Origin of the sequence: Shewanella saliphila, from assembly GCF_014648295.1 — a bacterium.
Taxonomy (GTDB): Bacteria; Pseudomonadota; Gammaproteobacteria; order Enterobacterales; family Shewanellaceae; genus Shewanella; species Shewanella saliphila.
In genome coordinates this window covers 1-22,970 of sequence record NZ_BMQV01000056.1, presented here as the reverse complement: position 1 = coordinate 22,970, position 22,970 = coordinate 1, and the positions used below count along the sequence as shown (strand labels likewise).

Sequence of the window (22,970 nt, the reverse complement as noted above, 5' to 3'; positions counted from 1 at the left end):
AATTCAGCAGTCGCTTGTAACTCTAGAGAAAATTCAGACATAAAAAAATCGGCCTCAGAAATAAATCTAAGACCGATTATGAAGCCTAGAAAAGATCGTTCAAGTCGCTTAAACGATCGGCATTAGATACTCGGGCTGCGCTTATTCGTAGCGGCCTTGAACAGCTTACCGAACAAGGCTTTGCCTCGTCAGGTATTGAGCCTATTTTAAAAAAGGTTGGGGTACCTAAAGGCTCTTTCTATCATTACTTTGCCAGTAAAGAAGCGTTTGGTCAGGCTGTATTGCAAAACTATGCTGATTACTTTTTAACTAAATTAACCACCCATCTTTACGATGATGCTCACCCGCCGTTAACTCGGATCCGTCATTTTGTGGCAGACGCTAAAGCGGGGATGACTCGCCATGATTTTAAACGTGGTTGTTTAGTTGGTAACTTAGGGCAAGAGGTTGGAGTATTACCTGAGAGTTTTAGGCCGCAATTAATTGCGATATTTGCCAGCTGGCAAAATTGCTTAGCAAAATGTCTTGAAGATGCCGTAGCACAGGGGCAAATCACTGCTGATGCTAATTGCCAATTATTAGCTGAGAACTTTTGGGTGGGTTGGGAAGGCGCTGTCAGCCGAGCTAAGCTGGTTGAGAGTGGCACACCGCTGGATAATTTTTGCGATTTATTTATGGCAGCTTTACCAAAAGAAATGTAAACGTAAAATTTTTTAACTATTAATAGACGACCAGTCTAAATTAGGAGTGAATCATGTTTAATGCAATGCTAATTGAAAAAGATGACCAAGGTTATCGCACTACCGTTAAAAATGTCGATGAGTCAGTACTGCCTGAAGGCGACGTTACCGTGAACGTGCTCTACAGCACATTAAACTACAAAGATGCACTTGCTATTACGGGTAAAGCGCCTGTGGTACGTAGTTTCCCTATGGTGCCTGGTATCGATTTAGTAGGTATTGTTGAGCACAGTGACAGCGATAAATTTAGTGCTGGTGATACTGTGTTGTTAAATGGTTTTGGCGTGGGTGAAACCCATTGCGGTGGTTTAGCGACTAAAGCCCGTTTAAAAAGTGATTGGTTAATTGCATTGCCAGGTGCGTTTACTCCTCGCCAGGCGATGGCTATTGGCACGGCAGGCTATACCGCAATGTTGTGTGTTATCGCCCTTGAAAAAAATGGTGTCACGCCAGACAAAGGTGAAATTTTAGTGACAGGCGCTAATGGTGGTGTAGGCAGTTTTGCCATTGCTATTTTAGCTAAGCTTGGCTACACAGTGGTTGCATCTACAGGCCGTGTAGATGAAAGCGATTACCTGAAAAAACTGGGTGCCAGTGACATTATTGATAGAGCTACGTTATCAGAAGCAGGTCGTCCTTTAGCCAAAGAGCGTTGGGCTGGCGCGGTAGATTCTGTTGGTAGCCACACATTAGCCAATGTATGTGCCAGTACCAAATATGGCGGTACGGTTGCAGCTTGTGGTTTGGCTCAAGGCATGGATTTACCAGCAAGCGTGGCGCCATTCATTTTACGTGGTATTACTCTTGCCGGGGTAGACAGCGTAATGCGACCTATTGCTGATAGAGTAGAGGCATGGCAACGTTTAGCTGACATTATTGAACCTTCAGTATTTGACGATATTGTTCAAGAAGTGAGCTTAGCTGAAGCGCAAAGTGTCGCGACAGACTTAATGGACGGTAAAGTGCGCGGTCGTGTTGTGGTCGATGTAAATCGTTAGGCAAAAGTAGAGTAAGAACTTTATCTTATAAGCTCGTCTTATTTTGCATAGAAGATTATATCAAGCCCATTGCTAAAGCGTGGGCTTATTCATTAGAATAGCCTTTTATACTGAACAACAGCTATACTGAACAACAGCTATACTGAACAGCTGTCGTAATAATATAACTCCTAATGCGCTTACTATAATGTTTTGCAAGTCTGCTATGTTAGGTTGGTTTTTTAGTGCCTGTTTAGAATTGTTAAACACTTGCTCAACTGATTATTGAGTGGGTGTTATAGTCAAAAGCAACACCCCGAAAGTGTATTTCAAGGATTGAGAGCAACTTATGAATGGATGCGAACTGCCACACAAGCATGTGACAATATTTATCATCGACGACGACGATGTCGATGTCATCGGGATTGAAAGAGCCCTTAAAAAACTTAAAATAGCCAATCCAACTATTCGAGCCCGTGATGGTATCGAAGCACTCGATTTACTCCACAAAAAAGCGATCCCCAAGCCTTTTATCATTTTGCTCGATATTAATATGCCTCGTATGGGGGGTATTGAGTTTTTAAAAACGATCCGAGCCGACGAGGCTCTCTCTGACAGCGTAGTGTTTATGTTAACCACATCCAGTGACGATCAAGATAAAATCCTCGCTTATAAAAAAAATGTGGCCGGTTATATGGTTAAAAAACAAGTTGGCGAGTCATTTTTAAATATTGTCGATATGCTCGGTCATTACTGGCGAGTGGTGGAGTTACCTGTCTATGAATAATACTGCAGCTAATCTTGAGCAACCCATTACCCTGTTAATCATTGATGATGATGCCATCGACCGAAAGTCAATTCGGCGGGCGTTAATGTCGAGCCAGCGGCCTATTTTTATTATAGAAGCGCAAACAGGCGAAGAAGGCTTAAGCCAGTTTGATAAACATCAAGTCGATGTATTATTAATAGATTATCGCTTACCAGACATTGATGGTTTAGCCTTGATTAAAAAGCTATTAATGCGCAAGACAACCGATGCAACTATCATTATGGTGAGTCAGCATGAAGATGAAATTCTGTCATTGAATGCCCTTAATGTGGGTGCGCACGATTTTATATTAAAATCAGAAGTCAACTCTGGCCGGCTAAACCGGACGATAAGCCAGGCACAGCATCGTCAGCTGCTTGAAGGTGTGGTACGTGAAAAAAATAATGCCTTAGAATGGCTGGCTAAACGAGATTCATTAACCCAATTAATTAATCGCTATACCTTTGAAAAAACGCTCAAAGATGCTTGTGACAGGGTGTTGTTTACTGCCTCTAATATCGCGCTATTTTTTATTGATTTAGACAATTTTAAAAAAGTGAATGACTTTTTGGGTCACACCGTAGGTGACAAACTATTGCAAACCGTAGCCGCTAAATTGGCGTCGGTTGTCAACGAAGGTGATTGCTTAGCACGACTCGGTGGCGATGAATTTGTTATTTTGGCGCAATATATTAACGATGAAAAGCAAACACAGGTTATTGCTAATAAAGTGATCGATGCACTCAGTGAGCCTTTGCTTGTTGGGAATCATAGTTTTTCAGTCACCGCGAGTATTGGGGTATCCATTTTAGGGACATTTGCCGCAACACCTGAAACCATGATGAAATGTGCCGATATTGCAATGTATAAAGCCAAGCAAACCGGTCGCAATAAAGTGTGTTTATATAACCATCTACTGCATCAAGAAACACAAAGAAAAAACTTATTAGAGCAAGACATTCATCAAGCACTTTCGCTAAATCAGTTTGTGGTGCATTACCAACCACAGATTTGTACTCAAACACAAAAAGTGAAAGGGGTTGAGGCACTAGTGCGTTGGCAACATCCTACCGAAGGTTTGCTAAAACCTGACTCGTTTCTTGAGCTAGCCGAAGAGTTAAACCTGATTGGCAATATCGGTCAGTGGGTATTACATACCGCCAGTCATCAATTAAAGCATTGGCAGCGCCAATATCACCTAAATGATGATGAGTTAACCATGTCGGTCAATTTATCCACCTTTCAATTGCAAGATATCAATTTACTCAATCTGGTTTCTGATGTGCTCACGTCTTGTGATTTATCGCCAAGTTGCTTGGAGTTAGAAATCACGGAAAGTTCGATTATCCATAGCCCAGAAAACATTGTTGAAAGACTCATTGAGTTGACTCAAAAAGGGGTCAAATTATCCTTGGATGACTTTGGCACTGGTTATTCATCGATTAAGCATTTACACCTATTTCCGATCAATTCATTAAAAGTGGATAAGAGTTTTATTGCCGCTTATGAGCAAAAAAAATCGCAAGATAAAGTGCTTGAAGCCATGATCAAATTTGCCAAATATCTCGGTTTATCTGTTATTGCAGAAGGGGTTGAAACCGCTGAACAGCTTGCGTTTTGTCAAGCTCAGGGATGCGATTTAATACAAGGCTATTATTACTCAAAACCGATTAGTGCCCATGATTTTGAGTCCCAGTATTTAGTTAAATAACAGGTCATTAATGTTTTTTGCTGAAACTCATCGAGATTATTATGTTAAAGCACTTTTCGTTACTGTCTAAGTTTAAATTGCATTCATTATCGGTGGTACTCCTATTAGCCGTGATGCTTATGTTGGCTCTGTGCCATGTTGTTTACTGGCATCAAGTGCGCATCATTCAACATGAACTCGATAATGTATCTCATGCGAAAGCGAATTTATTGCGTGAGCATATTGAAAACCTAAAGCGCGAAACATTATTTTTGTCCAAGCTGGTAGACACTAAGGCTGTTGCAACGTTAAGTCAAAAATCAGTCGTTGAACCTGAGCACCAAGCACAATTAAAGCGCCATAAAGATGCGTTAATAGATGTGTTCAAGCATTATATGCACAGCATACCAGCGCTCAATCAACTGCGTTATATCGATAACCAAAGCGGCTTTGAAACGATACGTGTTGATCGCCGCCAAGGCGATTTAGTTACTATTGCTCCAGCGTATTTACAGCAAAAAAGCAGCAGAGATTATTTTATCGAAACCGCTAAATTAACCGACGGCGATGTTTATGTGTCACCGATTAATTTAAACCAAGAAAATAGTGAGATTGCATTACCTTATCTGCCGGTTATTCGTGTAAGCACTTTAGTTACAGCTAAATCAACTAAAAAGGCGGCAGGCCAAATAGTCGTTAATGTGTTAGCTCAATCCTTGTTTGATCATTTAACCATTGACCCTGTGAATCTTGATACTGATATTCAGATGTATCTCACTAATGCTCATGGCGATTATTTGTTTCATCCAGATAACAGCAAAACGTTTGGGTTTAACCTCGGCCATCGGTACACCTTTCAAGATGAATTTACTGCAGCTGCTGATGGTGTTTACAAAAACACAAACGATAAGCACTTATTACACTGGTTTAATGCCTCTTTAGTTTCTAAGGCAAGTATTTACGCAGCTCAACATCAGCACAACAACCTCGTTGTGATTGCGGTGGCAAACAATGATAAAGCCATGATCAAAACAGCGTTAATGGTATTTTGGTATTGGGTGGTGATAGGAATATTGATACTACTTTTTAGGAACATTAAAAAAGATATCGAATTCAAGGCTCAGCAACAACATTTAGATACTGTCGTTACAATGGAGCAAGAGCTTAATGCCATTTTAAGCCATGCTCCCAGCGGGATTATGGTGGTGAATCGCCAAGGTGTTATCACGTTAGCTAACACCCAGGTAGCACGTATTTTTGGCTATGCTCAAATGGAGTTGTTAGGCCAGAACTTATCGGTGTTGTTACCCGCCAGTTTTGCTCAAATGCACCCCCATTTGATGCACACTTTCTTTGCTGAGCCAGAAACAAAATACATGGGAGGTGGACGCGAGGTGTGCGGTTTACATAAAACCGGTATCGAAGTGCCACTAGAGATAGGCCTAAGTGTGATTGACTACAAAGGCGAATTACAAGCCATTTGTGGCATTGTTGATATTTCATTAAGAAAACAATACGAGCAAGTATTTGAACGCGTTGTCGACGCGTTACCCAATGCCGTTTTATTAGTGGATTATGACGGCGTTATTGAGTTGGTAAATAAACAGACAGAAAAGTTATTTGGTTATTCTCGTGCAGAGTTATTAGGCCATAAGATAGATATGTTGGTGCCTGAGTCTTTTCATGAGCAGCATTTAGCATGGCGGAAATCATTTTTTACCGCTACAGAAAATGCGGATGATAATGAGCGCTATGACATTAACGGTTTACGCAAAGACGGTAGCGTGTTTCCGTTATCCATTGGCTTATGCACATTAGACACGCTTAAGGGTAAAAAGCTGCTTTCATCGATTGTAGATTTAACTGAACATGTGCGTAAAACACAGGCGTTAAATAAACTCAGTGAAACCCTAGACCGCACCAGTAAAATGGCTGGAGTAGGGGGGTGGGAACTCGATTTAACCACTCAGACGCTGTTTTATTCAGAAGAAACATACCGTATCTATGGTTTATCGCCAGATTCGTCATTAACCATTGAGCAAGCCATTGAGTTTTATACTCCAGAGTCACAACCTATTATTCGCCAAACCCTTGCGCAAGCAATTGAAACCGGTAAAACCTGGGATGTTGAGGTGCGTTTTGTGAAAGCCAATGGCAAGCTTATTTGGGTAAGAGTGATGGGTACTATTGAATATGAAAATGGTCAAGCTGTTAGGCTTGCTGGCACAATTCAAGACGTTTCAGAGCGTAAATACTACCTTGAAGAGCTATCGAGAAGTAACGCTGAATTACATAATTTTGCTTATGTTGCCTCACACGATCTTAAATCGCCTTTACGTGGTATCGATCAGTTAGCCAGTTGGCTAGAAGAAGATTTACAAGGCAAGCTTAGCGATGAAGATGCAGAGTATTTAACGTTAATGCGCGGCCGAATTAACCGTATGGAGAAGCTACTCGACGACCTACTTACCTATTCAAGAGCGGGTAAAAAAGCAGATGCTATTCATGCGGTTAACGTTAAAGATGTTGTCGAAAATGTGTTTGATTTATGTAATACCCAAAATAGATTTAAGTTGGTTTTTAACTCAACCGTTGGCGATATCATTACTGCGAGTGTGCCGTTAGAGCAAGTGCTGCGTAACTTAATCAATAATGCGATAAAACATCACCATACAGGCAGTGGCACTGTGTCGGTATCTGTAACAACGACAGGGCGATTTTATGAGTTCACTGTGTCAGACGATGGACCTGGGATCCCTGAGCAGTATGCAGAGAAAGTATTTACCATGTTCACAACCTTAAAACCCCGTGATGAAGTTGAAGGCAGCGGTATGGGTTTAGCTATTGTGAAAAAAATAGTCGTTGCCATGGGCGGTGACATTCGTCTTGAAGTCATTCAGGACAAAGGGGCCTGCTTTAGCTTTACCTGGCCCATTAATATCGATAGTGATATGCACGTTGAGCAGTAATGGTTTAGCTGACTTTTGAGGTTAAAGGGGTAATATATAACTCGGTAAACTGCTCTTTAGGCATAGGTTTAGCGAACAAATACCCTTGTAAATAGTCACACGACAGCTGTTGTAATATCTGGTGCTGCCCTGTGGTTTCAACTCCTTCGGCCACCACTTGTACTTTTAAGTGACTGGCCATAGTGATAATCGCTCTGACCAATGCAATGCTACTTTCATTGGTTTCCATGTGCTGAATAAAAGAGCGGTCGATTTTTAAAATATCGATATCTAGTCGTTGTAAATAAGCCAAAGATGAGTAACCCACGCCAAAATCGTCAATGGCAATGTCGATACCGTTATGGCTCAATCGATGCATTTGTTGCTGAATAGGAGACTCTGGATCCATTAAGGTATTTTCAGTGACTTCAATCACCATAGTGTCTCTTGGTAAACCTTGTTTATTGCAGGCTAAAATCCAATCGTCTACCCATTGTCCGGCGCGATCAAATTGCAGTGGTGAACAATTGACACTGACTTGCATTATTTGGCCCGACATATAATACCATTGCGCAGCATCGTGAATTGCTTGCTCTCTCACCCAGTTACCAATATCTTCAATCAGGCCGTTTTGCTCCGCCATAGGGATAAACTCATTAGGGCCGATTAACCCATGCTGAGGGTGCTGCCAGCGGATAAGCGCTTCTGCTTTACTAACATTAATACCGTCTAGGTCAAAAATGGGTTGGTAATATAAAACAAACTGATCTTCGTTAAGTGCAACGCGGATTTCTTCAAGAATACGACGCTTCTCTATTGCTTGCTCTTCAATGATATAAGAGAAAAATTCGTAACGATTACGTCCTTTGCTTTTTGACAAGTACATGGCTTGGTCTGCATGTTTAACTAAGTCTTCAACGCTGCGCCCATCAGCGGGGTAAAATGTTAAACCAATACTGCCAGTAACATAGACTTGTGCTCCATTGATGGTGATACATTGCATTAGGCTTTGTTTGACTTTTTCTGCGATTTCACTGGCTCGCTCAACATCGTTAATACCTTCAATGATCAAGGTAAACTCATCGCCGCCAAGTCTCGCGACGGTATCATGATTACGCACGCAGTTACGTAAGCGTTTTGCCACCTGATGTAACAGTAAGTCGCCGTGGTCGTGACCTAATGTGTCATTAATGTCTTTAAAGCCGTCAAGATCAATAAAGATTAGTGCAAAATGCATGCCGTCGATATCAAGCAGGGATTGTAGTTTTTTATAAAAATAGCGCCTGTTAGGCAGGTTAGTTAACCCGTCTTGGTATGCAAACTCGTGTAATTGAATATTGGCATTTTCGAGCTCTTCTGTGCGTGATTTTACTTGGCTTTCAAGCACGCTTTCACGCTGCTCGATGGTGTCTAACATACTGTTAAAACACGTTGCCAATTGGCCTATTTCATCCTTGGAATGTTGCTTTGCGCGTAAACTATAATCATGTGATGTGGTGATTTTATCTGCGGTTTCAGCAAGGTATAAAATGGGGCTTAAAAACTTTCTTTGTAACAATAGCGATAAAAACAAACTGACCGCAAAGGTTGATAGTAATAGAAACAACAGAAACTTGATGTAAAACGCGATCCTTTCCTCAATATAACTGTCATCGGCAATGATGGTTAAGTAGCCATAACCTTGGTTATCAAGGGTTAATGGTGTGGTTATGTTGGTGAGATTTTCATTGTTGCTTAGTGTGTCTTTGCTGACATTTGTGGCAAACAATTGTCCTAAAACTTGGTTTTCTATGTTGGTGACATTGATAGACAAAATATCAGAGCGAAGCAGTACAGGCTTAATGAGCTCTTTAATCGTTTCTTGGTCATCAAATAACACTGCGGCGGTAATATTAGGCGAAAGCATGTCAGACAGGCTTTGTAAGCTTTGCACTTGTTCGCGTTTGGCTGAAGTCAGCTCATAAGCACTAAACACTAAGGTGACGATCACCGTTGAAACAAGCGCAACACTCATCAAAATAAAGAGTAATTTTTTACTGATAGTGTCTAAGCTAAATATGTTTTTCATAGGACTAATTATCCACCACTCTACCAAGACGCAACACTTTTGAGCTCATATTGATGTTGGCTTGGGTGAGTTTAGCGGGTGACACTTCAAAACGAATTTTACCACCTGATAAAAAGAATCGAATATGCCCACCTTGTTCGATAAAGTCTTCTGTTTCTCCTACCACCATGATGTTGTTTAGCGGTGTTAATTCTGCCGACTGCCACAATGAGAGGGTGTCAGAAGTGATAAACAAGACCTGGCATTGGCTTAAATCCGTTTCTGTTAGGTTCACGATTATACTGTGAATAGGTAAATGGTTAACCATTCTTTTGGCTAAAACAGCTGACGCGACATCGATAAAGTGGCTATCTGGACTGCAAAGTACAAACTCGGTTTGGGTATCTTGGGCGCGGCTCCATTCACTATAACGGGCAAAGTTAAATAAAAAACCTGCCTTTAATGCGTTTTCGGTTTCAATAGCCTGCACGCTTTGGCTTGGAATAAGCCAAAGTGAAATCAGTAAACCTAAAAGCCATTTATTTATCATGGGCATTAGCTCTATTAAAACTTAGCCGTTAATTTAAAGGTCATGCTTTCATCGATGTAGTTGGGTAAGGTGAAGGTTTCTCCATTATTGCTGTATTCGATATGAGAACCCGCAAATAAGTTTTTCCCCATCACCGCCACAGACCAATTTGGGTGAAACGCCCATTGCCATGTTAAGTCTAATACCGTGTAGTTATTCGTGTCATAGGCATTGCTGTTTTCGACTCGTAATGAGGCAAATAAACGATGGTCTTCAAATAATTGTATATCTGTTTTAGCAAAAAATTGACGACTCGTTGAGTCATACCCAATGGCTTCAAATGTGTTTTCTGCTAGGTCATAATCGAACGTATTGTAGCTATAACCTAATTCTGCGCTAAAGGTATCAGTGGGCTGCCAAGAGATAACAATATCGCCACCATTGGTGTCGAGCTCAGCATTTGAAACTAAGTCAAAGTTTATTGATGTGCTGGTTAGGCTTTGCATCGCCAGTTCTATTTCGCCTTGTTGTAATAAGGCGAAAATAGGCAGAAACTGCTCTGAGTTGGCATTAACTTCAACCGCTAATACATCGCTCACCTCAGTATGATAAACCGATACATCAACACCCCAGTCGCCTTGAGACAAGCGATAACCTAATTCATACGACACTGACTCTTCAGACTTTACTTTGTTATTGCCGTTTAGGTATGTTCTGATGTAGTAAGTGTCTATCATGTTAATGCCAGTGGTAATAGGCGACACTTCTTCTACACGTTGGCCGTCAATCGTAAAGTCGTCGTTAAATTCAATTAACGAGGGCACTCGAACGCTTTTAGATATTGATGTCCAAAGTACTTGATTTGGCTGTAATTTCCAGACCAATCTTGCAAGGGGTTGGTTTTCCCAGCCAGTTAAATCGTTATGCTCAACTTTGGCGCCAAGAATAATATCTAACTCATTGTCTATTATTGTATATTGCGCCTGCACTAATGCGCCATATTGCTCTAAAGTATTGTAGCCACCATCGCTGCGCACAAAGGAGCTTTCTGCAAACGAAATATCGTTATAGCGGTAATTTAATCCCCAATCGAATTTAAGATCGCCATACAAAAAGTTCATTTGATAATCGATATCAAAAGATGAAAAATCTTCTTGCAGAAAGGTTTGGCTGCCCGATTGCTTTAACCATGAGGTTTGTAGCATTTGATTGGCATCGTCTGAGATGCGGTTTTCTATTCGCGCCATAATACGCGAGTCAGTGCGATCTAAATGGCCAGAAAAAGAGATATTACGATTGGTCTCGTCAATGACACCACGAAAGTTTTGTCCTAAAGTGGACTCAGTAATATTACCTTGGATCAATCCAGACCATTCATCGTTAGGGGTAAAGTCAAATCGCGCCCCTAATGAATATTGTTCAGTATAATCGGTGGGTTCGAGCGAGATCCCTTTATCAGACTCATCGCCATCTTTTACATGACCGTAAACCCGAAAGCTGCCCTGATTACCAAGATCACCACCGTAGCGCAAATTAGCATCGTGATTAATTTGTGTGCCACTGCTTAAATCGGCATAGACCCCACGGGTATCGATACTGTTTTTAGTGATGATGTTAATCACGCCATTGCTGGCATTGCTGCCCCATAATAAACCGCCTTGACCGCGTATCACTTCAATGCGCTCAATGTCGTAAAGCGGTACATCTAAGGTTTCCCAATAAACAGCGGCAAACTTAGGCGTATAAAAACTCTGGCCATCAATCATCACCAATAATTTGGCAGAAAAACGCGAGGCGACCCCGCGTGATGTAATGGCCCATTGGTTATTATCAAGCTGCCTAACTGCAAGGCCTGGCACCATTTTTAGCGCTTCAGGGATTGACGTTGCACCAGAGCGAGTAATTTGTTCTTTGGTTAACACATAGATTGAAGAGGCGGTGTCAAATGCTGATTGAGCACGTTTCATTGCTGAAGTGACTTGAACATCCATTGCCATCAACGAGTCAAGATCAAGGTCTAAATCGCTAAGGGGCTCTTCTGCGATTGCCAGAGGTGAAACGAGCATCATTAACAGCAGTCTTGTATCAATCTTCAATGTAATTCCTCGGGATGGATAAACGTAACGCGTGTCGAAATGTTAATAACTTTGATTAATATCGATCATACTTTTTACTTAGCAAGTAATCTACCCTGTGAGCCAGCAGATATAATATGTTTTGGGATTATTTGCGCCTAAATACAGCCTTCTAGCATATAAGAATGATAAAAGGTAGACACGCGTTTGAATGATTGATTAAATATCTTATACCCAAATAACCTGAAGATGCTCGATTTCAGCAAGAATTTACACGCGTTTAGGCAAGGCATTGATTGCGGGTAATGGTTGTTCCCTTTCCAAAATCAATAACGCAGCATAAACGCGTGTAAAACTTGCCCTCTAGGAGTTTCACCGTGTTTCCCTGATTATTAAATCAAGAGCGTTGTTGCGTTAATTTATAAGGTACCTACATTACCGCATTAACGCGCCTAGTATTGAACACACGGTGAAGCTCTGAAACACGTCTCTTCAAGTTGTTTGGGTATATATGTCTTTGTTGTATTTATGTTACTTAATTTTGCGATAACTGGGGTTATCTGCATGGGCGACATAAGTTGAGGCATAAAGGATTAAATACCTCACCCAATGATTGGGTAACAACAAGGATAATAATAATGAATTTCAATAAACTCCTGCTCGCAATGGGCGTGGCGTCGACGATTTTTATTGTCGGTTGCGACGATGACACCGATTTCAGTAAAACCACTCAACCCACCCCTGAACCTGAAGTGACACCGCTTTTACAAGCTTTTGCACCTAATGGCGCGCTTAAAGCACAGATCCGCCGTACCCAATATGGTGTGCCACACATCACCGCCGACAATTTAGAAAGTTTGGGCTTTGGTAGCGGTTATGCTCAAGCGCAAGATAATCTGTGTGTGATAGCCGATGGTTTTATTAAAGCTAACTCAGAGCGTTCAATGTATTTTGGCCCACATGCCTCAATCGACTTTGCGACCGGCTTACCTACCAGTGAAGATAACGGCAACTTAATTTCTGATTTTGCCTACAAGGCATTAAAAATCAGAGAGCTTGCTGAAACGCAATACACCCAGTTTAGTTATAATTCGCGCGCGTTAATGGAAGGTTTCAGCGCCGGTTACAATCAATTTTTAGCCGACGTTGAAGCTGGCGAGCAAACCGCAGAGCCTTTTTGTGCTGGTCAACCTTGGGTTAAACCCATCACTGGTGTTGATGTCGCTAACTATTTATTTTCGGTCGCGCTGCTTCCCGGTGCAGCTAACTTTTTAGATTTAATCTTTTATGCCAACCCAGGCGATGGCGAAGAATACTTACCGCGGATTGTTGGTCCTGCTGGCTCATCAGTGCAAACAGCCTTTGTTAGCGACATGAACCGCAAACTCATTGCTCGAGCTGCCAATATCACCACTCCTGACACTAACCCACGTGATTTAGGTTCAAATGGTTGGGGCCTAGGCAAAGATAAAACCGAGAATGGTAAAGGCATGGTATTGGGCAATCCACATTTTCCGCATACCGGTAATTTACGTTTTTGGCAGTCGCACTTAACGATCCCAGGGCAAATTGATGTGATGGGCGGATCGCTAGTGGGCATGCCAGGTCTAGTGAATATTGGTTTTAATAACGATGTCGCCTGGACACATACCTTTTCAACGGCTGAACACTTTGTCATGTACAACCTCGAGTTGATGGCGGGCGACAGATTGCAATATATGTTCGACGGCGAAGCCATGCCAATCACTAAAGAAACCGTTTCGGTATTAGTGAATGCAGGGGCTGCGGGGATGTTAGTGGCCGAGAAAGACATTTACACCACGGCGAAAGGCCCAATGGTTGAAGCTCCGCCAGCGTTAGCTCCTTTTGGCTGGGATGACGGCCAAGCCTTTATGATCCAAGATGCCAACATGGCCAATAAAGATCCACTCGACCATTGGTTAGCCATGAACCGCGCCAGCAATCTTGATGAGTTTCAGCAGGCCTTTAAAAATTACGATGGGGTGATTTTTAATAACACCATGTATGCCGACAAAGAAGGTAATGCCTTTTATATCGATGATTCAACGGTACCGGGTTTTTCTGATTTCGTTATCGGTATCCTTAAAACCACCCCAGATATTATTGCGGCTAAAGCCCAAGCTGGATTTACTATATTGCCGGGTAACACTTCAACGTTCAGCTTTAGCGAGCCTATGCCATACGAGCGCGCACCAAAGCTTGAGCGAACTGACTTTGTGCAAAACTCCAACAACTCTTTTTGGTCAACTAACTTAGCGGAACCATTAGAAAACTTCTCGCCGTTATACGGGCCTGAGCGCGGTCAATTGTCGTTGCGTACTCGTATGGGGTTAACCTTAATGGATGACGCTGCTGGCGATGACGGTAAGTTTTCTGTCGACGAGTTAGAGAGCGCTTTATTGTCTAATCGTGCCTATTTAGCCGAGTTAGTATTAACGGATTTACTGAGCCAATGTGCAGAACAAGGTGATACTCCCGTGGTCGTCAGTGCAACGTTATCTAAAGATCTTAGTGCATCTTGCGCTGCGCTAACTGCGTGGAATGGTAAACAAGATAACGACAGTGTCGGCGGGGCGTTAATTCGCGAGTTTGCGCATCAGTTTGATCAAGATACCATGTTGACCCAAGCATTTGATTACACCAATGCAGCCACTACACCCAACACACTTGCCAATGATGGTAGTGCGCTTGTTGCACTAGCTCATGCAGCCCTTAACCTAGAAGCCGCAGGTTTTAGTGTTGATGCAAGCCTTGGTGAAGTGCAGTTTGTTGAAAAGTCGCTACCAGATGTCACCGCATCAGGGGTTAAATTACCTTGGCCGGGCAGCCATAATGCCGAAGGCGGCTTTAATGTGTTTTCGACGAGCTTGTCGGGTGACGATACCTTAATTCCGCAGCACAGTTATGCTGCGGTAATGGATGTATTATCGGGTAAGGCTGCAGCATCAGGTTTAACCGCGCAAGGCTATCAAATTCGCTATGGTTCTAGCTGGATGATGACGGTGAGTTTTACTGATGATGGTCCGGTCGCAAAAGGCATATTGAGTTATTCGCAATCGAGTAATGCATTAAGCTCAAGCTTTAACGATCAAAGTGAATTTTACTCGAGCCAAAAGCAGCTGCGCCCGCTGCTATTTACCGAGGCAGACATTCAGGCTGCACTTGAATCGACCACAGAACTGAATTACCAACGAGATTAATCGCCCCAATGAAAAAAAGCCAACTTGTAAACAACGAGTTGGCTTTTTTAGCAATAACGAACTAAGCCATTAATTAAAATGTATAAAAACATAAAAAGCATTAAGAATGATAAGACTTTTTAGTTAGCAACCCCTACTTTAGTATAATGCCCTGCGGCTTGACCTACACCAGTAACTGCAACAAACTCAGCACTGAATATATTCAATCGTTAATGGGATGATAAAACCATGTTAATTTTCCTCATTTGTATTGCGCTTTTAGTTCTCGCATACAAGCTCTACAGTCCGTTTGTTGAGAAACAAGCTGGCATTGATCCTAACTTACCTACTCCACAAAAGCGTTTTGATGACGGTGTGGATTATGTCCCTGTTCATCCTGTAAAAGCGTTTTTGATTCAATTTTTAAACGTGGCAGGTGTTGGTCCAATTTTTGGTCCTATTTTAGGTGCATTATACGGCCCAATCGCATTAGTTTGGATTGTATTGGGTAACATTTTAGGTGGTGCGGTACACGATTACTTCTCTGGGGTGATGAGTATCAAAGAAGACGGTAAAAGCTTACCTGAAATCGCCGGCCATTATTTTAACATCTACTTCAAAGCCGCGATGTTGTTGTTTACCGCAATGCTGCTGTTTTTTGTTGGTGTCGTATTCATTATGAGTCCAGCGGGTCTTTTAAGTAACCTAGACTATTTTAAAGACACTATCTTCGCTAACAACACCTTCTGGGTAGTCGCGATTTTAGGTTATTACTTCTTCGCGACATTACTGCCAATTGACAAAATCATCACTAAGCTTTATCCATTTTTTGGTGCTTTAATGATTGTGATGACCACTTCAATTGCCGTGGCATTATTGATTAACGCCCCTCAGTTACCTGAGTTTGGCGATATTTTTGCTTACTTTGACCACAGCCATTACAACAATGACTTGTTAGAGCCTAACCCTGATGGGTTACCAGTGTGGCCATTACTCTTTGTTACCATTACCTGTGGTGCAATTAGTGGTTTCCACTCAACGCAAGCACCGATTATGGCGCGTTGTTTAACCAACGAAAAATACGTACGCCCTGTATATTACGGCGCAATGGTTGCTGAAGGTATTGTGGCATGTGTATGGGCAACAGCCGGTATTGCAGCGTTCCCTGGTGGTTATGTTGAGCTTAAGGAGATTCTTGCGCTAGGTGGCCCTGGTATGGTTGTAAATCAAGTGGCAACCACTTATCTAGGTGTTGCGGGTGGTATTATGGCGATTATTGCTGTAGCCGTATTCCCAATTACCTCGGGTGATACTGCGTTTAGATCGCTTCGTCTTACCATCATTGATGCGTTTAAGATCCCACAAAGTATCTCTAACCGTTTATTAGTGGCAGTGCCAGTATTGATCATTGCATACTTTATGACGAAAATTGACTTTACGCTGATCTGGCGTTACTTCGCGTTCTCAAACATGTTGTTGTCTACCAGCGTATTGTGGTTAGCGACTAAGTACCTGTTTGACCGTGGCACCATTCATTGGATTGTGAGTATCCCAGCGATTATTGGTACCTGTGTAACTGTGTCGTACATTATGACCGCCGGTATTGGTTTTGGCTTACCACAAGAGTTAAGCCAGCCTGTTGGTATTGCTGTTGGTGTAGTGGCATTCATTGGTTTGTTGATTGCACATAACAAACGTAAAGCTGCCGCAGTATAATAACTTAAGAGTTTTATTTATAAAAAGGGCTGCAATTTGCAGCCCTTTTTGTTGTGTTAAACTCGTTGTTTTTAACCTATTGATTTTAAAAATTAAGGTTAATGTCCGATACGGTCGAGCTTTTGGATAAGCTCCATTTTGATGTTGTCAGGCGTTTGGCTGTGCCAGTATCCACCCACGTAAGCAAACAGCGGCACCATAAACATCACCGTCAGTAAGATAATCAATAATCCTCTAGTAGACAGGTTGATACCATTACGAGTACTCAGTTGTAATGCCTCTTTTTTAGGGCAGGCTGAAACACAACGCATACAAGCCTGGCATTCATCTGAGCGAATATCTTTTTGAGTATGCACCGAAAGATTAGCCGGACATGCGCGAGTGCATTTGTCGCATTTCATGCCTTTTGTTTCAATTAAACAATGTTGGCTGTCACGACGAATTTTAAACGGGCTTAAAAAGCTCACCAGGCCAAGCAGTGCACCGTATGGGCAAATATAGCGACAAAATCCCTGACGACGCCATGCGGCTAAGGCAAATATAACCCCAAAGCAGATTAACGCCACCATTGATGGCATGAGGAAAAAGGCAGCCATTTTAAGGTCGGCGACTTTGTGGTAATTACCTGACAAATAATGTGGAATACTGTTTGAAGGCATTGAAATAACCAAAGCAAACAACGCGATTAATAGCAGGTATTTAAGCATTCTTAATGGCCAATCTAACCATGCTGGTGGTAATAGCTCTGCCTTAATAACGCGTTTTCTGAGTTTGTAAAGATACTCTCCTGCTAATCCTAATGGGCATGCCCAACCGCAAAATGCGCGCTTACACAGCACACCAGTAAGCAATACCACACACAACATCACCACGGCAGCAGGGTGGTTTTGGTCCCACAATCCTAAGGTTAAAATGGCTTTTAACTCAATGCCGCCTGCAATCGGTAAAAAGGCATCACCCACATCGGGTCGCATTAACCAGGGCGTTTCACCGGCGTACAATAGCCCTGCATTAATGGCATACTGTACACCAACTAACAGCATTGAAAGCGCAAAAAAATGTTGGCTGAACTCTCTAATGGTATTGGGTCTAGCTTCGGCTGTTGCAAAGGCGGGTCGGTATTGCCCCACAGCGGTGACAACCAATACTGAGACTAATAAGATTAACAATAAAGGCCAAAAAAAACTCGCCAGGGTGGCGCCAACTAATAATGTTCCGCTGACCAGAGCGCCCCATTTTTTGCCACTCCAATACAACAGGCTAGTGCTATAAACCAGCGCCAGCATTAAGGTGATCGATTCTATTGTGCTCATGTAAACAATCCTGTAGATGATTGGAACTCGATATATGATAAATAGTGAGTGTTATGAGTGATGTGAACTAGATCGATAAAGACCTGCTGTTTTGTAATTCTTTGATCTATATTGTTTTGTTTTATTTTTGTAAATGATGTAACTCAGTTGTTTAGCTGGAACAAAACAAGCTTATGCTAATGTCATTAAGCTGTCTTATAGGTGAGTTAACTTGTCACGATTATGTCGCCAACGAATGAGAGTGAATGGGTCAGTTTTCATTTGAACATTGTTTCGAAATCGATACGTTAAAGCGTTTAATCGCCCAACATCAGCATTTATTTCGGCATCAATCTTTGGCCGATTTGTATTATCGGGGTGAAAAACTCTCGGTAACCGCAATTGAACTTGGTCAGCAGCAATCGTTGTGCCCTACCGTATTGTTTGTCGGTGGAGTACACGGCGTTGAGCGCTTCCTCGCCTTGTAGGGTTAAACTCACGCGGCGAGTGGTGCGGTGAAACAAGCGTAACGCAAGCCACTGCTCAACGTCTTTAATGTGCCGGGACACCTGTAAGCGGCTGAACCCAAGTTGCTCAGCCGCCTGAGTAAAGCTGCCACAGTTGGCGACTTCAACAAAGCTGCGTATGGCTGATATCTTGTCCATGACTCTCCTGGTGTTTGGTTTGCGTAAGTTTATAAGTTGTCGAGGTTGGCTAACAGCACTTCGGCTTTATGGATAATGGCTTGTTGGGTGTCAGCGTTCATCTTTTGCCAGTTTTTATACACCATTGTCATGCGCGGATTACGGCCAAAGTGTTGCTGATGGCGCTGAATAAAGTGCCAATATAAACTATTGAAAGGGCAGGCGTTAGCTTCTGTTTTAAGTTTGACATTGTAATGACAGCTTTTGCAATAGTCGCTCATTTTATTGAGGTAGTTACCACTGGCAGCATAAGGTTTAGTGGCAACAATACCGCCGTCGGCAAATTGAGTCATGCCGCGGGTGTTAGGCATTTCTACCCATTCAATAGCATCAATGTAAATGCCTAAATACCATTGATCGACTTCGTCTGGATTAATCCCTGCGAGTAAACTAAAACAGCCCGTTACCATTAACCGTTGAATATGGTGGGCATAGGCAAAGTCTAGTGACTGCTGAATGGCGTGGTGCATGCAGTTCATCTTAGTGTTAGCAGTCCAAAAATACCCAGGTAATGGCCTTTGCGCTTGTAAGGCATTTTTAGTTACGTAGCCTGGCATATTGATCCAATAAATCCCGCGGACATATTCACGCCAGCCTAAGATTTGCCGCACAAATCCTTCAACTTGTGTCAGTGATATTTCGGTTTGATTGGCTTGCCAATGGCTAATGACTTTATTGATGACTTCGCCTGGCGAAATGATTTTAGCGTTAATGGCAAACGATAAACGCGAATGGTACAGGCTCCAATCTGCCTGGCTATTTTCGGTCATGGCATCTTGAAAACGGCCAAAGCGAACTAATAAATGCTGGCAAAAATAATCAAGTAACTGCCGAGATTGGCGACGATTAACTGGCCACAATAGTTGGTTTTCAGCTTTGCCTATCGTGGCGACGTGATGCCGCTCGAGCCGGCTAATAATGTTGCTCACATCATTGGCAAATAACAAAGGCGCTGGAATATCATTAAGGTCGGCTTTTTTTAAATGCTCACGATTTTGTTGGTCAAAATTCCATTGGCCGCCTAAGGGCTCATCGTCTTGCATTAGCACGTTAAAGCGCTTGCGCATGCGGCGATAAAAGAACTCCATTTTAACGTGCTTATTGGCGGTAAACTCACTTTTAATATCGTCAAAAGGCAACAAAAAATGTTCGCTGTCATGGCAGGTACTTTTAATGCCTGGTAATGATAATTCTTCTAATTGTTTTGCTAAACGGTATTCATCAGGCTGTTGATATTCAATGGTATTGAGCTGGTGCTGAGTGCAGATATGCTCAAGCAGTGTTGGCAGTTCGGTAAATGGTTGAGTTTCATCTAACGTTAAGTGCATCACCTGATGGCCGCTGTGAGCTAAAGCGTCGGCAAACTGCGCCATGGCAGCAAAAAAAGCACACACTTTTTGCACGTGATGCTTAACGTAAGCAGTTTCTTGTTTGAGCTCGGCAATCACATACACCACAGTCGGGTCGACGTGTTTAAACCAGCTGTGGGAGGCATTGAGTTGGTCGCCTAAAATGAGCCGCAATGTGTGAGTTTGTGGTGACAGTGAGGCCGAAATAGTGTTGTAAACGGTTGTCATTTTATTCCTTTAAATCAGCTTTGTGGCGGCGGCAACGTTCGGAGCAATATTTAACATGCTCCCAATCTTTAGCCCATTTTTTGCGCCATGCAAACGGGTGCAGGCACACCAGACAGGTTTTATGCTCAAGATGTGGTTTTTTATGTGCCATGCTGTAGCCTTGTGCGTTTAGGCTTTGGACGCACGTGGCGAGTTAGCACCGCAGCAATGTGTTGTTGTACTTGCGGTTTATCGCGATAAGACCATAAACGATCGCGAGCGGCTTGCGAGGCTAAGGTAATGTCTATCATCGGCTCGGGGTAATCTCGACCTAACATCACGTCATTAAAAATTGCTTCCATTGGCGGCTGTAACCAGGGCTGGTGGATATATTCATTGGGTAAATTGTTAAGCTCTGGACACCACTGACGAATAAAATCGCCGCGTGGATCCTGGTCTTGAGATTGCTTTATCGGGTTATACAACCTAATGGTATTAATGCCGGTAACCGAGGCTTGCATTTGCAGCTGTGGATAATGAATACCCGGCTCGAAATCGAGAAAGTAATTGGCTAATGGCAAGCTGGCTAGCTGCCAGTGAATGTTTAAATGGTGGGTCACAAAGCTAACGAGCATGGCGCGCATTCTAAAATTAATATAACCGGTTTGACGTAAACAGCGCATGCACGCATCGATAATTGGAATGCCAGTTTGCCCTTCTGCCCAGCGCTGAATATCTCGCTCGACATCGTCATCATCACGATAAGGGAAATCCTCATAACCTGGATTAACAGGCGTAAATTCCATGCTGCATTGGCTTTCAAACTTTTGCATAAAATGACAGTGCCAATGCAATCTAGACATCATTGCTAGCAGAGGTTTTTTCCAGGCTCTATTGCTGGTTTGTACCTCTTGATAACGAGTCATTGTCGCCTGATAAACCTGTCTTAAACTAATGTTACCCCATGCTAAATAAGGTGATAAGCGCGAGCAGTGGGTTCGGCTCAGGCTCGGGCTTGAAATACTGCGTTGATAATCTTTACCGCGATGAGTTAAAAAACTGTTCAGTATCGCTCGGGCTTGTTTAGGGCCGCCGGGTTGAAAGTTATCGTTTGGCTCGGTTATTTCGCCCTTGAACTCAATGACCTGGCTATCTGTAAAGGGCTGAAATTGGCACTGCTGCCAATTAGGTACTGCAATAGGGCTGGCCATGACTTGTTGCCAATGCTGATCCCAGGCCAGGCGATGTCGACGCCCACGAATAACCGCGCCTGTCGGAGATTGTTGCCATTGAATAGCGTGCTGCTGGCACCAATTGGCCACGGCTTTGTCGCGCTCAAAAGTGTTGTTTAGGCCGATTTCCTGGTGGCTAAATAGCGTGTTAATGGTAAATATTTCAGCCAGCTTTTCGAGTAAATTTAGCATTGGCATGGCAAACACATGCACCTGACCATCATAGCGGCTAAGTTGTTGATTCATATCTTGTAGTGACTGCCACACAAAGCGCCAATGGCGATCATTATAATGGGAGTCTTCCAGCATTAATGGCTCAAAGTTGTATATCAGCAAACAAGGCAAATGATGATTAAAGGCATCAACTAACGGCGGGTGATCAGACAAGCGCAAGTCGCGTTTAAACCAGACAACATTGATTGCTTGTTTGTGGCTATTGAGCATGAACCTAAAGCCTCGTGATGGATAACTAACCCTTATTCAAATCAAATACGATACTTTTAGCCGTTTAGATTGCTTTATTTGTTATTTTTACACCCCGATTAGTATCGAAAGCGAAACAATTAAGCGCATTAATGACTGCTTATCTCATAATTTGTCATCTATAAACTGGCTTCATTGTTAATGACCAGAGTGAGACAGAAAAATGAAACTAGCAGTATTAGGTGCAACAGGTTGGATTGGCGGTACTATCATGCAACAGGCGATTAGCCTCGGTCATGAGGTTATAGCCGCTGTACGTGACGCCAATAAAGTCAGCCAAGATGTGCCTGTTCGTCCCCTTGATATTACCCAAATGTCAGCACAAGATGTTGCGACTGCGTTTGCAGATGTTGATGTGGTTATCGCCTCTATTGGTGGCCGCGCCGCACAAAATCATCAAATCGTTGCGCAAACCGCACAGCAGTTATTGCAATATTTACCGCAAGCTGGCTCACCACGTTTGTTGTGGGGTGGTGGGGCAGGTAGCCTAGAGGTTGCCCCTGGGGTGACGTTGGTATCAACCCCTGAATTTCCAGAAGAGTACAAAGCCGAAGCCATTGCGCAAGGTGAGGCATTAGCTGTATTTCGCAGTACAGATTCTGCTGTTAAGTGGACTTATGTGAGCCCTGCAGCGATTATTTTTCCGGGTGAGTCTGAAGCGCCATACCGTCTAGGCGGCGATGAGTTCTTTACCGATGCACAAGGTCAAAGCCGTGTATCAGTAGTCGATTTTGCCAAAGCTATGGTTGATGAAGCCGAAAATGCTAAGCATATTAACCAACGTATTAGTGTTGCATACTAGTGAATGAGATTGACGTGATTTAACAGAACAGGCTCAAGTAGCCTGTTTTTTTGTTTGCCCAGCGAAGCTGGCAAACCCGTCAGGTTGAAAGAAACCTGAATCACCCCGACTGAGGGGAAGATAATCCGAATGGCAAGGGCGTTGCTGGCCAACGGCAGGGTCTGAAGGAAG

General features: G+C 42.8%; 16 protein-coding genes and 1 pseudogene. 9 read left to right on the top strand and 8 right to left on the bottom strand.

Features of this window, described 5'->3' with window-relative positions; genetic code table 11:
* The first annotated feature begins 143 nt into the window (after window positions 1-143).
* From acuR to IEY48_RS18395, 5 genes are all read left to right on the top strand, one after another.
* Window positions 144-701 (top strand): acrylate utilization transcriptional regulator AcuR, encoded by a 558-nt coding sequence (acuR, locus tag IEY48_RS18415; protein WP_188922932.1) that lies wholly within the window; start codon window positions 144-146, stop codon window positions 699-701.
* Window positions 702-754: 53 nt separating this feature from the next.
* On the top strand, window positions 755-1,738 hold the full coding sequence (gene acuI, locus IEY48_RS18410) for an acrylyl-CoA reductase (NADPH) (protein ID WP_188922928.1): 984 nt from the start codon (window positions 755-757) through the stop codon (window positions 1,736-1,738).
* 328 nt (window positions 1,739-2,066) lie between these two features.
* On the top strand, window positions 2,067-2,504 hold the full coding sequence (locus IEY48_RS18405) for a response regulator (protein WP_188922926.1): 438 nt from the start codon (window positions 2,067-2,069) through the stop codon (window positions 2,502-2,504).
* Window positions 2,497-4,236, top strand: a complete 1,740-nt coding sequence (locus tag IEY48_RS18400; protein WP_188922924.1) for a putative bifunctional diguanylate cyclase/phosphodiesterase — start codon at window positions 2,497-2,499, stop codon at window positions 4,234-4,236. The genes IEY48_RS18405 and IEY48_RS18400 overlap by 8 nt, the downstream gene beginning before the upstream one ends.
* Before the next feature lie 41 nt (window positions 4,237-4,277).
* The gene (locus IEY48_RS18395) at window positions 4,278-7,184 is read left to right on the top strand and encodes a PAS domain S-box protein (protein WP_188922922.1); all 2,907 of its coding nucleotides are present in this window, start codon (window positions 4,278-4,280) and stop codon (window positions 7,182-7,184) included.
* A 4-nt stretch (window positions 7,185-7,188) separates the two neighbouring features.
* Here IEY48_RS18395 and IEY48_RS18390 read toward each other — a convergent pair whose 3' ends face one another.
* Genes IEY48_RS18390 through IEY48_RS18380 form a run of 3 tightly spaced genes read right to left on the bottom strand, consistent with a single transcriptional unit; the run spans window position 7,189 to window position 11,835 of the window.
* The gene (locus IEY48_RS18390) at window positions 7,189-9,231 is read right to left on the bottom strand and encodes an EAL domain-containing protein (protein ID WP_188922920.1); all 2,043 of its coding nucleotides are present in this window, start codon (window positions 9,229-9,231) and stop codon (window positions 7,189-7,191) included.
* A 4-nt stretch (window positions 9,232-9,235) separates the two neighbouring features.
* Entirely contained in the window at window positions 9,236-9,760 is a 525-nt protein-coding gene (locus IEY48_RS18385) for a YfiR family protein (RefSeq protein WP_229786572.1), read from the bottom strand.
* 14 nt (window positions 9,761-9,774) lie between these two features.
* A complete protein-coding gene (locus tag IEY48_RS18380) occupies window positions 9,775-11,835 on the bottom strand; it encodes a TonB-dependent receptor plug domain-containing protein (protein WP_373293753.1) in 2,061 nt (686 codons plus the stop codon).
* Between the two features lie 617 nt (window positions 11,836-12,452).
* Between IEY48_RS18380 and IEY48_RS18375 the strand changes: the two genes are divergently transcribed.
* Window positions 12,453-15,035 (top strand): acylase, encoded by a 2,583-nt coding sequence (locus tag IEY48_RS18375; protein WP_188922917.1) that lies wholly within the window; start codon window positions 12,453-12,455, stop codon window positions 15,033-15,035.
* 228 nt (window positions 15,036-15,263) lie between these two features.
* Window positions 15,264-16,730, top strand: coding sequence for a carbon starvation CstA family protein (locus IEY48_RS18370; RefSeq protein WP_188922915.1), 1,467 nt, complete (start codon window positions 15,264-15,266; stop codon window positions 16,728-16,730).
* A 98-nt stretch (window positions 16,731-16,828) separates the two neighbouring features.
* Here IEY48_RS18370 and IEY48_RS18365 read toward each other — a convergent pair whose 3' ends face one another.
* Entirely contained in the window at window positions 16,829-18,043 is a 1,215-nt protein-coding gene (locus IEY48_RS18365; protein WP_188922913.1) for a 4Fe-4S binding protein, read from the bottom strand.
* Between the two features lie 245 nt (window positions 18,044-18,288).
* On the opposite strand from IEY48_RS18365, the gene IEY48_RS18360 reads away from it, so the two are divergent.
* A complete protein-coding gene (locus IEY48_RS18360) occupies window positions 18,289-18,510 on the top strand; it encodes a hypothetical protein (RefSeq protein ID WP_229786573.1) in 222 nt (73 codons plus the stop codon).
* Here the strand turns inward: IEY48_RS18360 and IEY48_RS18355 are convergent.
* From IEY48_RS18355 to IEY48_RS18340, 4 genes and pseudogenes are all read right to left on the bottom strand, one after another.
* A pseudogene (locus IEY48_RS18355) lies at window positions 18,490-18,687 on the bottom strand (helix-turn-helix domain-containing protein); the annotation flags it as partial. The gene IEY48_RS18360 and the pseudogene IEY48_RS18355 overlap by 21 nt on opposite strands.
* Before the next feature lie 29 nt (window positions 18,688-18,716).
* Entirely contained in the window at window positions 18,717-20,303 is a 1,587-nt protein-coding gene (locus IEY48_RS18350) for a cryptochrome/photolyase family protein (protein ID WP_188922912.1), read from the bottom strand.
* 1 nt (window position 20,304) lies between these two features.
* A complete protein-coding gene (locus IEY48_RS18345) occupies window positions 20,305-20,454 on the bottom strand; it encodes a DUF2256 domain-containing protein (RefSeq protein ID WP_188922910.1) in 150 nt (49 codons plus the stop codon).
* Window positions 20,444-21,958 (bottom strand): cryptochrome/deoxyribodipyrimidine photo-lyase family protein, encoded by a 1,515-nt coding sequence (locus IEY48_RS18340; RefSeq protein ID WP_188922908.1) that lies wholly within the window; start codon window positions 21,956-21,958, stop codon window positions 20,444-20,446. The genes IEY48_RS18345 and IEY48_RS18340 overlap by 11 nt, the downstream gene beginning before the upstream one ends.
* 202 nt (window positions 21,959-22,160) lie before the next feature.
* Here IEY48_RS18340 and IEY48_RS18335 point away from each other — a divergent pair, with 202 nt between their 5' ends.
* The gene (locus IEY48_RS18335) at window positions 22,161-22,799 is read left to right on the top strand and encodes an NAD(P)-dependent oxidoreductase (RefSeq protein ID WP_188922906.1); all 639 of its coding nucleotides are present in this window, start codon (window positions 22,161-22,163) and stop codon (window positions 22,797-22,799) included.
* The last annotated feature ends 171 nt before the right edge of the window (window positions 22,800-22,970 follow it).

Bases quoted from the DNA above. Each gene is read 5' to 3' on its own strand.
- acuI (WP_188922928.1), top strand. From the start codon at position 755: ATGTTTAATGCAATGCTAATTGAAAAAGATGACCAAGGTTATCGCACT.
- IEY48_RS18405 (WP_188922926.1), top strand. From the start codon at position 2,067: ATGAATGGATGCGAACTGCCACACAAGCATGTGACAATATTTATCATC.
- IEY48_RS18400 (WP_188922924.1), top strand. From the start codon at position 2,497: ATGAATAATACTGCAGCTAATCTTGAGCAACCCATTACCCTGTTAATC.
- IEY48_RS18395 (WP_188922922.1), top strand. From the start codon at position 4,278: ATGTTAAAGCACTTTTCGTTACTGTCTAAGTTTAAATTGCATTCATTA.
- IEY48_RS18390 (WP_188922920.1), bottom strand. From the start codon at position 9,231: ATGAAAAACATATTTAGCTTAGACACTATCAGTAAAAAATTACTCTTT.
- IEY48_RS18385 (WP_229786572.1), bottom strand. From the start codon at position 9,760: ATGATAAATAAATGGCTTTTAGGTTTACTGATTTCACTTTGGCTTATT.
- IEY48_RS18375 (WP_188922917.1), top strand. From the start codon at position 12,453: ATGAATTTCAATAAACTCCTGCTCGCAATGGGCGTGGCGTCGACGATT.
- IEY48_RS18370 (WP_188922915.1), top strand. From the start codon at position 15,264: ATGTTAATTTTCCTCATTTGTATTGCGCTTTTAGTTCTCGCATACAAG.
- IEY48_RS18365 (WP_188922913.1), bottom strand. From the start codon at position 18,043: ATGAGCACAATAGAATCGATCACCTTAATGCTGGCGCTGGTTTATAGC.
- IEY48_RS18360 (WP_229786573.1), top strand. From the start codon at position 18,289: ATGGGTCAGTTTTCATTTGAACATTGTTTCGAAATCGATACGTTAAAG.
- IEY48_RS18350 (WP_188922912.1), bottom strand. From the start codon at position 20,303: ATGACAACCGTTTACAACACTATTTCGGCCTCACTGTCACCACAAACT.
- IEY48_RS18345 (WP_188922910.1), bottom strand. From the start codon at position 20,454: ATGGCACATAAAAAACCACATCTTGAGCATAAAACCTGTCTGGTGTGC.
- IEY48_RS18340 (WP_188922908.1), bottom strand. From the start codon at position 21,958: ATGCTCAATAGCCACAAACAAGCAATCAATGTTGTCTGGTTTAAACGC.
- IEY48_RS18335 (WP_188922906.1), top strand. From the start codon at position 22,161: ATGAAACTAGCAGTATTAGGTGCAACAGGTTGGATTGGCGGTACTATC.